Consider the following 17,358-nt stretch of genomic DNA (forward strand, 5'->3'; position numbering starts at 1 on the left):
CACTCATAACAAAGATTAAAGTAGTTTAGTCTTCATCTATTTGCTTCATCTATTTGCTTCATCTATTTGCTTCCCTAATAATACTTTTAATGAGAATATAAATCAAAACAAAATAGTAGTGATGAAATTTTTTTAACAAGTCTTTATTGAAAATTAAGATTATTTCTCTAACTTTGTTCAATATTAGATTTTCTATACAAATGAAAAAGTTTCACATTTTATTAATCGTTGTACTTGGCTTCTTCTTGATGCCAATGGTAACTTTTGCGTGTGGAAACAATTCAGAAAAACAATCTTGCAAAAAAGAAATCTCTTCTAAAACAGATAAAAAAGATTGTTGCGAAGGTGATAATCATTCGAAGAATAAAAATCATAAAGGTTGTGGAGGAAAATGCAGCCATTCTAAATGTGGTTGTGCTTCTTCTTGCAACACATCTGTTTCTATTAATGAATTGAACTTTAATAAAAATATTTTTAATTTCTTTTCAGAAAAACAAAATTTTTACAATTACGAAACCTCCATTTCTTCTGGTTTCAATTCTTTATGGCTTATACCAAAAATAGGCTAAATTTTAAATTTGATAGCCATAATTGTGTCAAATCAAAAGCAATTATTGCTTTAAATCATTTACTTTCTCAGTTAATTTCATTTTCAAAAGGCTGGCTTTGTTGTGCTGTCATTTTGTTCTTGTTTAACTAATTCAATTTAAAATTATTTTACAATGAAATCACTAAAAAAAATAGTGATGGCAATAACTCTATTGCTATCATTCACAGTGTCTAATGCGCAAATCAAAAACGCTAAAACTGAAACCGTAAAAATATTCGGGAATTGTGGAATGTGCGAAACCACCATAGAAAAAGCAGGAAGTCTCAAGAAAATTGCCAATGTTGATTGGAATAAAGACACCAAAATGGCTACGCTTACTTATGATGCTAAAAAAACCAATCAGGATGAAATCTTAAAACGTATTGCACTTGCGGGTTATGATAGCGAAAAATTCCTTGCTCCAGATGCTGCATATTCAAAACTTCCGGGATGTTGTCAATACGATCGTGAAGCAAAAGTTGCAGTAAAAACGGAAACAAAATCCGAAGAAACTAAAATGGAAATGAACGACCATTCTACAATGACTGAAAACCAAGGAACAGACCAACTAAAACCAGTTTTCGATAATTATTTTTCATTGAAAGATGCCTTGGTAAAAACAGATAGTAAAACGGCTTCTGCAAAGTCAAAAGATTTTTTAACCGCAATCACTGTCGTAAAAATGGAAACATTGAAAATGGATGTACATATGACTTGGATGAAAGTTTATAAAGATTTAACTGCTGATGCAAAAAATATTTCTGAAACACAGGATATCAAAAAGCAAAGAGAACTTTTCAAATCATTATCTAAAAATACGTATGAGTTGATAAAAGTTTCAAAATTTACTGAACCGGTTTATTATCAATATTGCCCGATGCAAGATGCCAATTGGTTAAGTAAAGAAAATACAGTTAAAAATCCTTACTACGGATCACAAATGTTGAGTTGTGGTAAAACAGTAGAAACAATAAAATAATAAAATAATAAAATTAAAACTTTAAAAAATGAAGAATATATCTTTTACCGCATCAATAATTGGAGCAATACTTTTATCATCTTGTAATAAAGATGATAATATGGATATGACAAATGCAGCATTAAACGTTAATTATCCAGCAGCGTATGTTGTCAATGGTGAAGATGCAACAATTTCAGTAATCAAATTATCAACTAATGAAGTTACAGGAACTATTCCATTGATGGGAACCGGTACAGATATGATAATGTGGCCACACCATATTTCTTCACATTCAAATCATCTTGCAATTGGAGTTCCGGGAATGGATTTAAGCGCAGGACACGCAGTGACAGGAACTATGTCGGGTAAACTTGTTGTTATTGATGCAACAACTGGTTCAATTGTTAAAAAAATGGGTTTACCTGTAATGAACCACAATACTATTTATTCTCCAAATGGTGCAGAAATTTGGGTGCCTCAAATGGATATGAACGGAAAAGTATTGGTGTATGACGCTACAACTTATGCGTTGAAAAGTACAATTACTGTAGGTATGATGCCTGCAGAATTAACTTTCTCTTCGGACGGGACAAAAGCCTATGTTGCTAATGGCGATGATGATAACGTTTCAGTAATCAATGTAGCATCAAAATCAGTAGTTGCAACGGTTACAGTTGGTAACAATCCTGTTGGAGCTTGGACTGGTACAGATGGTAAAATGTATGTTGATAACGAAGACGGACAATCTATTTCTGTTATAAATGTAGCTACAAATGCCGTTGACCAAACTATTATTTTAGGATTTATGCCCGGAATTGCCTCACACAACGGAACAAAAAGCGAATTATGGGTTTCAGATCCAATGAATGGAAAAGTACATTATTGGACTTGGGATGCTGGTATGATGATGTGGATGCACGGTGGCGCTTTTAATACGGGTGCTGGTGCTCACGCAATTTCTTTCACTATGGACGGAAACACTGCCTATGTAACCAACCAAACAGCAAATACAGTTTCTGTTGTAAATGTTACCAATCATACCGTTACTAAAACAATCAATGTTGGTAAAAAACCAAATGGGGTTGTAATAAAAATGTAAACTATTAATTTCTAAAATATCAAATGTAAATTTGATAAACGATTAAAATGGCTTGCAATTGATCAGTGTTAATATTATAAACAATTAATTAAAACTGTAAAAAATGAAAAATCTAATTATCGTACTAAGCGTATTCTTAGCAGTTAGCACAGTAGCATCAGCTCAAGAAGCTACAAAATCTTCGCAAAAGGAAGCTCAAAAAACAACTTATACTTGCCCAATGCATCCAGAAGAAGTGAGTTTAATAGAAGGAAAATGTAGCAAATGTGGAATGACAATGGTAAAAACCACTGAAAAAATAGATACTCACGCTACAAAAGGCAGTCAACCTAAAACTAAAATTGTAACAAAATATGTTTGTCCAATGGACGGCTCAACTTCTGATACCGAAGGGAAATGTTCTAAATGTGGAACTAGGATGGTAAAAATTACCGAAAAGATAGATACTCACGCTACAAAAGGCAGTCAACCTAAAACTAAAATTGTAACAAAATATGTTTGTCCAATGGACGGCTCAACTTCTGATACCGAAGGGAAATGTTCTAAATGTGGAACTGGAATGGTAAAAATTACCGAAAAGATAGATACTCACGCTACAAAAGGCAGTCAACCTAAAACTAAAATTGTAACAAAATATGTTTGTCCAATGGATGGCTCAACTTCTGACAAACCGGGGGAATGTCCTAAATGTGGAATGGAAATGACTAAAACGGAGGGTAAGAAAAAATAATCCAGTCGCATAAATTTTAAATTTCCTTTTAGTTTAATTCAATGCACATGATACCAATAATAAGGATGCAATGATTTTAATGACCCTATAAAACGAAAAAATTAATTTCTATATAAAAATGGGTTTTCAAAAAAATATTCATCAAAAAATGTTGCAAATACCAACAATATCAATTAAAAAAAATAATAAAATGAAAAATCTAATCCTTTCAGCCATAGCGATGGCATTTGTACTAGTTTCTTGTAATCAAAAAAATAAAGAAGCTGCAACAACTAATTCGGAAACAACAGAGAGTACCTCGCAATTATACGCGTGTCCTATGCACCCAGAGGTTACAGGAAAAAAAGGTGAAAAATGTTCAAAATGTGGAATGGAATTAACCGAACCAGTTGTACAAAATGAAGCAGCTCATGATCATACTGATGGTAGTCATAGTCATAATGATACAACAACAGTTGAAGTTAATACTGAAGCTACATCGGTTACCCAAACAACATTTTCAACAAGCGAAATAATCTCTGGCTATTTAAAACTCAAAAACGCACTCACAAAAGACGATACAAAAGGAGCAGCCAATGCGGGTAAAGCATTATATGCAACTTTCAATAAAGTCAATACCAATGCAATAGATCCAAAATTGAAAACAGAATATATTGATATTTCTGATGATGCTAAAGAACAGGCAGAACACATTGGTGATAATGGTGGGAAAATTGACCACCAAAGAGAACATTTTGCGATGTTGAGTAAAGATGTGAATGATTTGATAAAAATATTTGGAGCAAAACAAAAACTATATCAAGATTTTTGTCCTATGTATAATGAAGGAAAAGGGGCTATTTGGATAAGTGAAAGCAAAGAAATAAAAAATCCATACTACGGTTCGAAAATGCTTACTTGTGGTTCTATGAAAAAACAATTATAAAATGAAAAAAATCATCAAGAAAATACTCATAATCGGGTTTGTTATTTTTTTGTTGATGCAGTTATATCAACCTGCTCGTAATGAAAGTTATGAGCAGGAATTAACTGCAAATTTTACAAAAATGTACGATGTTCCTAAAAATGTTGAAACTATTTTACGGACATCTTGCTACGATTGTCACAGTAACAATACTAATTATCCATTATATTCTTACATTCAGCCAGCACGGTTTTTTATGGAAGAACACATTAAAGATGGTAAGAAGGATTTGAACTTTAATGAATTTGGAAAGTACTCCAAGCGAAAACAAGAAAACAAATTAGAAGCTATCATCAAACAAATAAAATCTGATGAAATGCCCTTAGCGTCCTACACGTTACTTCATAAAAATGCAATAGTAACACCTGCTCAAAAAGAGGAAGTAATCAATTGGATAAATAAAACAAAAGATAGTCTTTCATTAGAAAACTAAACATTATGGTAGAAAAATTAATAACATTCTCACTACGAAATCGAGCCGTTGTCTTGCTGGTTTCAGCTTGCTTATTTGCTTGGGGAGTTTACAGCGTCCAACAAAACCCCATTGACGCCATTCCTGATTTATCCGAAAATCAAGTTATTGTGTTTACGGAGTGGATGGGAAGAAGTCCACAGGTTATCGAAGCCCAAGTAACATATCCCTTGGTTTCCAACCTGCAAGGTATTCCTAAGGTTAAAAACATTCGAGGCGCATCTATGTTTGGGATGAGCTTTGTTTACATCATTTTTGAAGATGATGTCGATATTTATTGGGCAAGAACCCGTGTATTGGAAAGACTAAATTATGCCCAACGCTTGTTGCCTCAAAATGTAGTTCCAACACTTGGACCCGATGGCACAGGTGTGGGTCACGTTTTTTGGTATCATTTAGAGGCTAACGGTATGGACTTGGGAGAACAAAGAGCTTTACAAGATTGGTACGTGAAATTTGCATTACAAACTGTTCCCGGCGTGGCTGAAGTAGCATCATTTGGGGGTTTTGAAAAACAGTACCAATTAGTGTTAGATCCCTTGAAAATGCAGTACTACAATGTGAGTATGATGGAAGTGATGAATGCAGTCAAGGCTAATAATAACGATGTTGGTGGGCGAAAATTCGAAATGAGTGATATGTCATACATTATAAGAGGATTAGGATATATCAAAAACATAAAGGACGTGGAAGAGATTGCTATTAAAAATTATAATTCCGTTCCTGTAAAAGTTAAAGACATTGGTTCAATACAAATGGGTGGCGATTTGAGACTAGGTATTTTTGATGAAAATGGCACTGGTGAAGTTGTTGGCGGAATTGTGGTAATGCGTTATGGCGAAAATGCTGATAAGGTAATAACGGCAGTCAAGGAAAAAATGAAAGAAGTTGAAAAAGGATTGCCTGAAGGGGTTACTTTTAAAACCTCTTATGACCGAAGTGATTTAATAGAAAAAGCAATCGCATCAGTTAAAGGAACTTTAATCGAAATTATGATTACTGTTTCTCTTGTGGTTCTTCTTTTCCTTTTTCATTGGCGAAGTGCTTTAATTATACTCATTCAATTACCTATTTCTGTGTCTATTGGCTTTATTTTACTTGAAGCATTTGGCATTTCATCTAATATTATGTCATTAACGGGTATTGCTCTGGCAATTGGTGTTGTTGTTGATGATGGTATTGTAATGGTTGAGAATGCCTACAGGACAGTTTCGGAGAAACAAGAAGAAATGGACAATAATCAGTAATTGGAAATAAGATGAAAAATAAAATTAAAAATATATTCAAAAAAGAAAACGATCCACTATCTCCTGAAGATAAGTTGAAGCTTATAGAAAGCTCTTCCAAATTAGTAGGCCCAGGTGTTTTCTACTCAACAATAATTGTAATTACATCCTTTTTGCCTGTATTTCTTCTCACAGGAATGGAAGGCAAGTTATTTGGACCATTGGCTTGGACGAAATCTTTTATTCTGATAGTTGATGCCTTTTTAGCCATTACACTTGTACCAGTGCTAATTAGTTTTTTACTAAAAGGAAAACTTCGTCCAGAAAATAAAAATCCAATTAACAAAAAATTGGAAAGCATTTATACACCCATTTTGATTTTTTGTTTAAAATGGAGGAAAACGGTATTGGGCATCAACATCATTGCCTTGCTGATTGGTGTATTAATGTTTACTCGTTTAGGTTCAGAATTTATGCCCCCTTTAGATGAAGGATCTGTACTGTTTATGCCAGTAACCTTACCCGATGTATCCAACTCCGAAGTAAAGAGAATTCTTCAAGTTCAAGACAAATTGATTAAGTCGATTCCCGAAGTGGCTCACGTGTTGGGAAAAGCAGGCAGGGCAAATACGGCAACTGATAACAGTCCAATAAGTATGGTTGAAACCATTATTTTGCTAAAACCTCAAGCAGAATGGCGAGAAGACAAAACCAAGAATGATATTATCACGGAAATAAACAACAAACTGCAAATCCCTGGTGTGACCAATGGTTTTACGCAACCTATTATCAACCGTATCAATATGCTTTCAACAGGAATCAGAACCGATGTAGGAATCAAAATCTACGGAGCAAGTTTAGACACCATCAATGTTTTGGCTCAAAAAATTAAAAAAACATTGGAAGGAACTTCTGGAGTTAAAGATTTGTATGCGGAACCCATAACAGGCGGAAAATATATTGACATTGAAGCAAAAAGAGACGTTATTGGTAGATATGGATTGACCATAGACGACATTAATAATGTGGTTGAAGCTTCTATTGGAGGTATGAAACTAACCACGACTATCGAGGGAAGACAGCGTTTTTCTGTAAATGCAAGATATGCTCAAGAATACCGTAACAGCATTGAAGCCTTAAAAAAACTACAGGTGCAAACAATGGATTTTGGCCCAATACCATTAGAAACTGTAGCTAATGTAAAAATAAGTGATGGCCCTCCAATGATAAATAGCGAAAATGCAATGCTTCGGGGCACTGTGTTGTTCAATGTTCGGGAACGTGATTTAGGAAGTACTGTAAAAGAGGCGCAGAAAAAACTCGATGCAATGATGACTAAAATGCCAAAAGGATATTATGTGGAATGGAGCGGTCAATGGGAAAATCAAATTAGAGCCAACAAAACATTAAGTTTAATACTGCCTATTGTTGTGGTCATTATATTTCTTGTTTTATATTTTACGTACCATTCAATGAAAGAGGCATTAATCACGATGATTACAGTACCCTTTGCTTTAATTGGAGGAATATTTATGGTTTATTTTTATGGCATTAATTTATCCGTTGCTGTTGCCGTTGGATTTATTGCCTTGTTTGGAATGGCAATCGAAACGGCAATGTTAATGACCATCTATTTGAATGAAGCAATGAATAAAATGGTAGAAAAGTACGGAAACACGAAGGAAACCATAACTGAAGAAATATTGAAACAATATATTATTGATGGTTCAGCCAAAAGGTTAAGACCAAAATTGATGACGGTTTCAGTTTCCTTATTTGGATTAATCCCTATTCTTTGGGCAACAGGAACAGGATCTGATATAATGCTTCCCATTACTGTTCCACTAATTGGAGGTACAATTACTTCCACGATTTATGTATTATTAGTAACACCGATTGTTTTTGAAATGGTAAAACTTCGAGAATTAAGAACAAAAGGAAAAATAGATCTTATAGATGTTAAAGAATAAATTATATATAGCAATAAGTTGTTTGATTTTGAGCGCCACTAATTTGGCAGCACAAACACTTTCCTTGGATAATGTCTTGAGTACAATCAAGACAAACAATCCTCAACTAAAAATGTACGATGCCGACATTCAAAGTATGGATGCAGCGGCAAAAGGTGCCAGAAGTTGGATGCCACCACAAGTGGAAACGGGTTTCTTTATGACTCCTTACAATTCCAATCTTTGGAAAGCAAGCGAAATGGGACAAGGAATGGGAAATTATATGTTGGGTGTTACGCAAATGATACCCAATGCATCAAAGTTAAAAGCTGATTTTAATCTTATGAATGCAATGTCATCTGTTGAAAAAGAAAACAAAAACTATACAGTTAATCAATTGAAAGCATTGGCAAAAACAAATTATTATCAATGGTTGGTTTTAAATAAAAAAATAAAAATAGCCGATGATAATTTGTTGCTTTTAGATTATATGATTAAAAGTATGGAAATACGCTACCAGTATAATATGGATAAATTGCCTACTTATTACAAAGCAAAATCGCAATACAGCGCATTAGAGAGTATGATTCTAATGTTTCAAAATGACATTTCCCAAAAGCGAATTATGCTAAACACCTTGATGGCAAGAGATAAAAACACCAAATTTGAAATTGATGAAACTTACGAAATAAAAGATTTTAATTTGGCCATATCAGATACAACTTCTCTTTCTAAAAACCGAAGCGATGTGAAAGCCATAGAAAAAACGATGGAAATAAATCAGCTCAAAATTGCAGCCGAAAAAACAAAATTATTGCCCGAGTTTGGTATAAAATACGACCATATGTTTGCTTTTGGAACACAACCTCAACAGTTCTCCTTAATGGGAATGATTACCATTCCTATGCCTTGGTCAACCAAAATGAATAAAGCCAACATCAATAGTTATCATATTAAAAATGAAAGTCTCAATTGGCAAAAAGAAATGATATTGAATGAAGCCACAGGAATGATTTCGGGTATGAGCAATGAATTGAACGCTTTAAAAAAACAATACGAAGTTGCCCAAAAAAGTATTATCCCTGCTTTGAAGAAAAATTATGAAACAGCAATTTTGGCTTGGCAAAATAACACCGGTGATTTATTTGCCACTCTCGATGCTTGGGAAGCATTAAATATGGCTCAAATTGATGCTTTAGATAAATTGCAAAATATTTTGGCAGCACAAGTAGAAATTGAAAAACAATTAGAAACCAAATAATTATGAACAAGTATATAAAGTATGGTTTAGCTCTTATTGGAATTTCCATTATCGGAATTGCAATCTATTTCTTTGCCAAAAAATCAGATAATCATTCGGAAATGGAGCATCAAAACGAGGTTTACACTTGTTCGATGCACCCGGAAATCATTAGAGATAAACCCGGAAATTGTCCCATTTGCGGAATGACTTTAGTAAAAAAAATAACGGAGAATAATTCAGTTGAAGATAATTCAATCGACAATCTTATAAAACCTACCGACAATTTTATAGTAGGAAATTATCAAACGACAACGGCAATAGACACTACTTTGAGCAGTGAAATAAATCTACCAGGAATTGTGGGGTATGATCCCAATTCATCGGTAAATATTGCAGCTCGAATGAGCGGAAGAATTGAGCGAATGTATGTCAATTATAAATATCAAAAAGTAAATAAAGGACAAAAACTATTTGATTTATACAGCCCTGAATTACTGACGGAACAACAAAACTTCATTTATATGGTCATTAATGATGTTGAAAATCCTTCGATTATTGATGCGTCCAGACAAAAATTGTTGCTTTATGGAATGACTCAAAATCAAATAAATGCGCTGTCTAATTCCAAAAAAGTAAACCCGCTAATAACAATTTATAGTCCTGCTTCCGGGATTATTGATGGAACAGCAACGATGGATAATACAACTATTCCTGTGATGCAAAGTGCGAATAACAACACTGAAGTTTTGAATGTTAAAGAAGGGAGTTATATAAAAAAGGGAGAAGTCATTTTTAAACTATTAAATACGGATAAAGTATGGGGAATATTCAATGTTATCCAAGGATACAATAGTCTAATCAAAGCCAATCAATCCATCAGAATTACTTCCGAACTTGACAAAGATGAATTTATGGATGCAAAAATAAATTTTGTCGAAACACAATTAAACGCAGCTGATAAAACCAATAGAATTCGAGTTTATTTAAATAACAATAAATTGAAATTACCAGTTGGTTTGCGATTGCAAGGCGCAGTGAAAACAAATGCCGTAAAAGGAATTTGGATTCAAAAACAGGCAATGGTAAGTATTGGAAACAAGAAAATAGTTTTCTTAAAAATGGAGAATGGCTTTAAGGCATCGTCCATAAAAACAGGAATTGAAATAGATGATTTTATCCAAATTATGGAAGGTATTTCAGTAAAAGACACCATTGCCAAAAACGCACAATATTTAATTGACAGCGAAAGCTTTATTAAAACCGAATAATGATGAAGACAATAAAAAAAATAAGTTTACTATCAATACTATTTATGGTAATGGTGGCTTGTAATACTAAAGAAAAAGAAGACCATAGCAAACACAATAAGAGTGCAGCAACAACATTTTACACTTGCTCAATGGATCCACAAGTCAAGGAAGACAAACCCGGAAAATGCCCTATTTGCCATATGGAGTTAACCCCAATAAAACAAGATGATACAGAGGCAAACGAAATAAGTTTGAGTAAACAGCAAATACAGCTGGGAAATATCACTACCCAAACTATTTCAGAAACCCAAAGCAGTTTAGAGCAAAATTATACGGGAGTCCTGACAATTAATCAAGAGAAAATCAAAACCATTTCTTCAAGAGCAATGGGAAGAATTGAAAAGTTGTATTTCAAGACCGTTGGTGATTATGTGGCTAAAAACCAAGCCGTATATCAATTGTATAGCGAAGATATTGCTATTGCTAAACAGGATTATTTTACGGCATACAAACAACTCGCAATGCCTGGCGATTTTGGAAAGAATGCCCGAAATATGCTCAATGCAGCTAAACAAAAGCTGTTGTTCTTTGGTTTAACCAATGCCCAGATTGAAAGTATAAAAACCAGTAAGGAAGTTTCTCCTTATACCATTTTTTATAGCACTGCCAGTGGAACAATATCGGAAATAAGTACCACAGAAGGCAGTTATGCAATGGAAGGTTCCCCCATCATTAAATTGGCGGATTTAAACAGTCTTTGGTTAGAAACACAGGTAAACGTAAACTATGCCAAGAATCTAAAAATAGGACAAAAAGCCCAAATTACATTTTCCGATTTTCCTGATAAAACCATAAATGCGCAAGTTTCTTTTATCAATCCTGAAATAAATCCAGATACTCGTCTGCTTTTAATTCGAATGGAAGTGCCCAATCAAAACTTGCTGTTGAAACCCGGAATGCAGGCAATTGCAAGATTGACACAATCCAATATAAAAGGAGTATTCATACCTACTGATGCTGTAATCAGGGAAGAAAATGCTTCTTACATCTGGATTGAAAAAAGACCAGGAGTATTTGAAAGCATAATGGTGGAAACAGGAGTAGAAACCAATGGGATGATTGAAATTAAATCAGAAATGGATCCATCTAAAAAAGTAGTCATCACTGGAGCGTATGCCATAAATAGCGAATATAAATTCCGAAAAGGAAATGATCCTATGGAGGGAATGAAAATGTAGTGTTTAGAAAGAAATGACACATACCTATAGTATTATTGAGACGGCACGTGTTCAAAAATAATATTATATTCGATCTGCGTGCTTTGCAAAAATCATAGCCAAAGGTTGAAAACCATAATAAATAGAAAACGAATTGAAACTAGTATGAATGAATTATGTTCTACTTGCAATTTTAAAAGTGATGAAAATGGACAATCAAAAAGTAGATACCAATTGGTATGTTATTACAGGTGGACCTAGTACAGGTAAAACAACAGTAATTGATATGTTATCGAAAAGGGGCTACAAAACAACTATTGAACACGCCAGACATTACATTGATAGCATGAGGGAAGAAGGTAAAAGTCTAGAAGAAATAAGAGAAAATAAAAGACAATTTCAATTAGCTGTGCTAGATATGCAAATTGAACAAGAAGCGGAATTATCACCTATTGAAACTGTTTTTCTTGACAGGGCTATTCCTGATGCGATGGCCTATTATCAGTTTTTAAATCTTGATTATGACGAAAAATTACTTAATGCCATTAAGAGGGTGTCTTATAAAAAGATTTTTATTTTAGACCGATTACCTTTTACAAAAGACTATGCAAGAACAGAAGACGAAGAAGCACAAAAAACCATTCATAGATTAATTTTCGAGGTTTACAATTCATTAAGTTTTCCAGTCATTTTTGTTCCATTATTAACACCAAATGAAAGAGTAAATTTTATTTTAAAAAACATATGATACATACCTATAAAATTACCGGAATGACTTGCGATAGCTGTCGTTCTAAAGTGGAAAAAACATTGAATGCCATCGATGGAATTCAAGCAACGGTTACTTTGAATCCTCCAATTGCAACTATAACAATGGAAAAACACATTCCACTGGATCAATTTCAAGAGGCATTAACAACCGTTGGAAAGTACACTATAGAAATGAGTAGCGCTAACGATACAACTCACAAAACTGTCAATGAGCCAATAACAAAATCGTGTTGCAGTACTAAAACTAGTGATAACATGGATACAATACCTTCACTAAGTAATGCTCAAGGCAAATACTATTGTCCGATGCATTGTGAAGGAGACAAGGTTTACGATAAGCCCGGGAGTTGTCCAGTATGCGGAATGAATTTAGAAAAAGTTCATGAATTAAGTGCGGTTAAAAAATTATACACCTGTCCGATGCACCCGGAGGTAATCAAAGAAGAACCTGGCTCCTGCCCTATTTGCGGAATGGATTTAGTACCAATGGAACCTACAGATAGTGAAGACAAAAAGGTTTACAATGATTTGCTTAAGAAAATGAAAGTAGCAACAGCCTTTACAATTCCTGTTTTCGCAATAGCTACTATAGAAATGATGTCAAATAATCCGTTAGAAAAGATAATGGGCATTTCATACTGGAATTGGGTACAATTGATTTTGACGCTTCCCGTGGTTTTTTATGCGTGTTGGATGTTCTTTGTTCGCGCTTGGAAGTCAATTGTTACCTGGAATCTCAACATGTTTACGCTGATAGGAATTGGTACTGGAGTAGCTTTCTTGTTTAGTTTGGTTGGCATGTTTTTTCCTGATATTTTTCCAAATGAATTTAAAACCGAAAGCGGCACAGTGTTACTTTATTTTGAAGCAACAACGGTCATATTAACCTTGGTTTTGTTAGGCCAATTATTAGAAGCAAGAGCACACAGTCAAACTAGCGGTGCCATAAAAGAATTATTGAAATTAGCGCCCACCGAAGCGACTTTGGTTATCGAAGGAGGGGACAAAGTAATCTCGATTCACGACATCAAAAAAGGAGATTTATTACGAGTAAAACCGGGAGATAAAATTCCAGTAGATGGAAAAATTACTGATGGAGAAAGTACTATAGATGAATCTATGATTTCAGGAGAGCCTATTCCTGTTGATAAAAAGATTGATGATTCAGTTATAGCGGGAACCATAAACGGAAATAAATCCTTTGTTATGATTGCCGAGAAAGTTGGTTCGGAAACCTTGCTTTCGCAAATTGTTAAGATGGTAAATGATGCGAGCCGATCCAAAGCACCCATTCAAAAACTCGCGGATAGCATTGCAAAATATTTTGTACCGATTGTAGTTGTAGTTTCTGTCTTAACCTTTTTTGTTTGGGCAAAATTTGGACCGGAACCTGCCCTAGTCTATGGTTTTATCAATGCCATTGCAGTATTAATAATTGCCTGTCCTTGTGCTTTGGGATTAGCCACACCAATGTCGGTAATGGTCGGCGTAGGTAAAGGAGCACTATCAGGTGTTTTGATAAAAAATGCTGAAGCATTAGAGAATATGAACAAGGTAAATGTTCTGATAACTGATAAAACAGGTACCATTACCGAAGGAAAACCTTCTGTCGAAAAAGTGTTCTCCTTACAAAATGACGAAAATGGGCTATTGCAAAATATCGCTTCTTTAAATCAGTACAGCGAACACCCATTGGCGCAAGCCGTAGTCAATTTTGCAAAAGCAAAAAATATTTCATTAATCGAAGTCAACGATTTTGAAGCCATTGCTGGAAAAGGAGTTATTGGGACGGTAACCAATAAAAAAGTGGCCCTCGGAAATAAAAAACTAATGGAACAAGTGAACGCCACAGTTTCTGATGAATTGGAAAATAAAATTGTAGCCGAACAAAAACTAGGAAAAACAGTTTCTTATATTTCCATCGATGGGGTTGCTTTGGGTTTTGTAACCATTACAGACAAGATAAAAGAAACAAGCAAAGAAGCAATAAAAGAACTGATGCGTCAGGGTGTTGAAGTAATAATGATAACGGGCGACAATGAAAACACCGCAAAAGCCGTCGCTGCCGAACTCGATCTTAGTTCATTCATCGCAGGAGCCCTCCCCGAAGACAAACTAAATGAAATTAAGCGCCTCCAATCCCTCGGAAAAATTGTCGCGATGGCAGGAGACGGCATCAACGATGCCCCTGCATTAGCACAGTCAGACATCGGAATTGCCATGGGTACCGGAACTGACGTGGCGATAGAAAGTGCTAAAATAACTTTAGTAAAAGGCGATTTACAAGGTATTGTGAAAGCCAAAAAATTGAGCCACGCAGTAATGAGTAACATTAAACAAAATTTGTTTTTTGCCTTTTTCTACAATGTTTTAGGTGTGCCAATTGCAGCCGGAGTTTTATATCCATTTTTCGGGATTTTACTTTCTCCTATGATAGCAGCTTTGGCAATGAGTTTTAGTTCAGTATCCGTAATTGTAAATGCGTTAAGATTAAGACGTTTGAAACTTTAGAACATGTGAATAGAAATTTATATGGTAAATTAAAATGAATAACCTTACTCAAATAGTCCAACAATACAAAACCGATGCCGAAAGTGTTTATAATACTTGGTTTGTCGATAACGACCAAAGGCTAAAAGCATTTCGAACCATTCGTAGAGGAATTTTACAAGTCATTGACGATATCAAAGACAAGACTTTTCCAAATGATTTTAAAGGGAGTAGTTTAGAATTTGTGTTGAGTTGTATTGCAGAACAAAAACAAATTTTTGTAGGTGTGGCACATCCTTTTTATTGGAAACCAAAATTAAGAATTCCAGATATTTACGAAAATCCAAACAATAAAATTGCTTTCGGCCAATTTCTCGAAAACTGCATCAATGCCAAAACCGAAGAACAGATTATAAAAGAGATTGTTAAATTGGATGAGTTAAAAATAAAAGGTTTAGGTCCGGCGGTAGCCAGTATTTTATATTTCTTGCACCCCACTTGGTTTCCGCCATTCAATACGGCAATTCTCAACGGATTTAATTTTTTATTCAAAGACAAAAAGAAGTTAGGAAGTTGGACAGAATATTTAAAAATCCGAGAAACATTAATTGAAACTAACAGCAAACACAAAGCAGAATTATCTAACGATTTAGGAGCGATTGCCGGATTGTGTTTTGAGATTGGAACACAAAAAATGCTAATTGGTAACGATGAATATTTAAGCGAAGACGAACGCACAAAGTTCGAAAAGAATATACTAAAACGCCAAAAAGAAATTCAGGAAGAAAAATTAGCAGAAAACCTTCATAACGAAATGCAATACCATTTGTTAAAAATTGGCAGTTCATTAGGTTACGATGTTACTCCGGCCAGTAATGATAAAAGCAAAGCATTCAATGGTCAAAGTTTTTCGTTTATATCAATTAGTAAATTTCCTGAATTACCAACAGATAAGGACACCCAAAATACGATTAAACTCATTGATGTACTTTGGTTTAAAAAAGGAACAAACAAAATCATTGGAGCATTTGAAGTAGAAAAAAGCACCAGTATTTATTCAGGTATTTTACGTTTATCCGACTTGTATTTTAGTATTTCCAATGGCGAAGAGGTATTTTATATCATCATTCCAAACAGTCGCGAAAAAGATGTGATACAACAATTGAATAGACCTGTTGTTAAAAATTCAAAAATGAATATCAAATACATACTATTTTCAGAATTGCGAAGTCAATGTGATGCGATTTGCAAGTTTGGTTCAGATTATTCCATTATGGAAAAAATAGCAAAATCAACTTAAATAATAAAAAAATGAAAAATCTTGTAGTACTCAAAAAATTTCAGATTATGGTAGTATTAGTAGTGGCTGGCTTAATAATTGGCAGCTGCAATAATCCTAAAAAAACAATGCAATTAGCAAAAGTATATGTAGCCAATGAGGATGGAGGTAGCATTTCTGTTATAAACCTTCAGGACAGCACAAAAAATACAGAAATATCAATTAGTGACTCTTCAGGAATGATGTTTATGGCTCATAACGTACAAGTTGCACCTGATGGGAAATCCGTTTGGGTGACGGCGATACCTATGGATAGTACAGCAACAAATCAATTGATAGTAATCGATCCAAACACTAATTCAATAAAAAAACGTATTGAACTTGGTAAGGATTTGCATCTGGCTCATGTAGTTTTAGATAATAAATCTGAATATGCTTATGCAACTGCAAATGAAACAAATCAGATATTTCAAGTCGATGCTAAAACATATAAAATAACTCAAAAATTTGAGTTAGGAAAAGGATATTTACCACATGGTTTTAGACATCAAAACGGAAAACTTTATGTTGCAAATATGGATGCAAAAAGTATGTCGATTATTACTATTTCTGATGGCACAATAACAGACATTCCACTGGGAGGAGTGGCTGTGCAAGTTGCAACTACACAAGATGAAAAATTTATTTTTGCGAGTTTGTATGATACTAAAGAAGTAGTAAACTATGATATTAAAAATGCTCAAATAACAAGAATAAAATTACCAAATGATGCGCAAGGTCCAATTCAATTATATGCCACGCCCGACAGTAAATTGTTATATGTAGCCGATCAAGGGGAAACAATGGGTAGACCTGTTTCAAATAAAGTTTTTGTAATTGACATAACCAGTAACAAAGTTATTAAAACTATAACCGTAGGTAATAAGGCACACGGTGTAGTGGTTAGTAAAGACGGAAAAACAGTTTATGTTACCAATAGTGGTGACAATACTGTTTCAGTAATAGATGTGACAACTCAAAAAGTAATTAATACAATTGCAGTAGGCAAAAAACCGAATGGAATAAGTTATTCGTCCGAAACTGGCGGAATGGAATAGAAAATTAGGCAATGAATATTC

At 34.2% G+C, this 17,358-nt stretch carries 15 protein-coding genes; all 15 read left to right on the top strand.

What is annotated here, in order from left to right:
* The first annotated feature begins 200 nt into the window (after positions 1–200).
* The 15 genes from Q1W72_RS01550 (at position 201) to Q1W72_RS01620 (ending at position 17,337) form a co-directional block, all read left to right on the top strand.
* Positions 201–569: a hypothetical protein gene (locus tag Q1W72_RS01550; RefSeq protein WP_086452989.1), complete on the top strand. Its 369-nt coding sequence runs from the start codon at positions 201–203 to the stop codon at positions 567–569.
* A 153-nt stretch (positions 570–722) separates the two neighbouring features.
* On the top strand, positions 723–1,568 hold the full coding sequence (locus Q1W72_RS01555; RefSeq protein WP_099715381.1) for a DUF3347 domain-containing protein: 846 nt from the start codon (positions 723–725) through the stop codon (positions 1,566–1,568).
* Between the two features lie 28 nt (positions 1,569–1,596).
* On the top strand, positions 1,597–2,649 hold the full coding sequence (locus Q1W72_RS01560; RefSeq protein ID WP_099715380.1) for a YncE family protein: 1,053 nt from the start codon (positions 1,597–1,599) through the stop codon (positions 2,647–2,649).
* A gap of 103 nt (positions 2,650–2,752) precedes the next feature.
* Complete coding sequence (locus Q1W72_RS01565) at positions 2,753–3,379, top strand: heavy metal-binding domain-containing protein (protein ID WP_086452986.1); 627 nt, start codon at positions 2,753–2,755, stop codon at positions 3,377–3,379.
* 190 nt (positions 3,380–3,569) lie between these two features.
* Positions 3,570–4,304: a DUF3347 domain-containing protein gene (locus tag Q1W72_RS01570; RefSeq protein ID WP_086453000.1), complete on the top strand. Its 735-nt coding sequence runs from the start codon at positions 3,570–3,572 to the stop codon at positions 4,302–4,304.
* 1 nt (position 4,305) lies between these two features.
* On the top strand, positions 4,306–4,776 hold the full coding sequence (locus tag Q1W72_RS01575) for a heme-binding domain-containing protein (protein ID WP_086452985.1): 471 nt from the start codon (positions 4,306–4,308) through the stop codon (positions 4,774–4,776).
* Positions 4,777–4,781: 5 nt separating this feature from the next.
* Positions 4,782–6,062, top strand: coding sequence for an efflux RND transporter permease subunit (locus tag Q1W72_RS01580; protein WP_086452984.1), 1,281 nt, complete (start codon positions 4,782–4,784; stop codon positions 6,060–6,062).
* Positions 6,063–6,073: 11 nt separating this feature from the next.
* Positions 6,074–8,011, top strand: a complete 1,938-nt coding sequence (locus Q1W72_RS01585; protein WP_086452983.1) for an efflux RND transporter permease subunit — start codon at positions 6,074–6,076, stop codon at positions 8,009–8,011.
* A complete protein-coding gene (locus tag Q1W72_RS01590; protein ID WP_302136969.1) occupies positions 7,998–9,251 on the top strand; it encodes a TolC family protein in 1,254 nt (417 codons plus the stop codon). Before Q1W72_RS01585 ends, Q1W72_RS01590 begins: the two co-directional genes overlap by 14 nt.
* A gap of 2 nt (positions 9,252–9,253) precedes the next feature.
* The gene (locus Q1W72_RS01595) at positions 9,254–10,501 is read left to right on the top strand and encodes an efflux RND transporter periplasmic adaptor subunit (protein ID WP_113634455.1); all 1,248 of its coding nucleotides are present in this window, start codon (positions 9,254–9,256) and stop codon (positions 10,499–10,501) included.
* A complete protein-coding gene (locus tag Q1W72_RS01600; protein WP_225876011.1) occupies positions 10,501–11,721 on the top strand; it encodes an efflux RND transporter periplasmic adaptor subunit in 1,221 nt (406 codons plus the stop codon). The genes Q1W72_RS01595 and Q1W72_RS01600 overlap by 1 nt, the downstream gene beginning before the upstream one ends.
* 187 nt (positions 11,722–11,908) lie before the next feature.
* On the top strand, positions 11,909–12,448 hold the full coding sequence (locus tag Q1W72_RS01605) for an AAA family ATPase (protein WP_113634619.1): 540 nt from the start codon (positions 11,909–11,911) through the stop codon (positions 12,446–12,448).
* Complete coding sequence (locus tag Q1W72_RS01610; protein WP_099715373.1) at positions 12,445–14,982, top strand: heavy metal translocating P-type ATPase; 2,538 nt, start codon at positions 12,445–12,447, stop codon at positions 14,980–14,982. Before Q1W72_RS01605 ends, Q1W72_RS01610 begins: the two co-directional genes overlap by 4 nt.
* A gap of 34 nt (positions 14,983–15,016) precedes the next feature.
* The gene (locus Q1W72_RS01615; RefSeq protein WP_099715372.1) at positions 15,017–16,261 is read left to right on the top strand and encodes a hypothetical protein; all 1,245 of its coding nucleotides are present in this window, start codon (positions 15,017–15,019) and stop codon (positions 16,259–16,261) included.
* A gap of 11 nt (positions 16,262–16,272) precedes the next feature.
* A complete protein-coding gene (locus Q1W72_RS01620; protein ID WP_143394893.1) occupies positions 16,273–17,337 on the top strand; it encodes a hypothetical protein in 1,065 nt (354 codons plus the stop codon).
* Positions 17,338–17,358 lie beyond the last annotated feature (21 nt).

The organism is Flavobacterium sp. ZE23DGlu08, assembly GCF_030505335.1.
Taxonomy (GTDB): domain Bacteria; phylum Bacteroidota; class Bacteroidia; order Flavobacteriales; family Flavobacteriaceae; genus Flavobacterium; species Flavobacterium algoritolerans.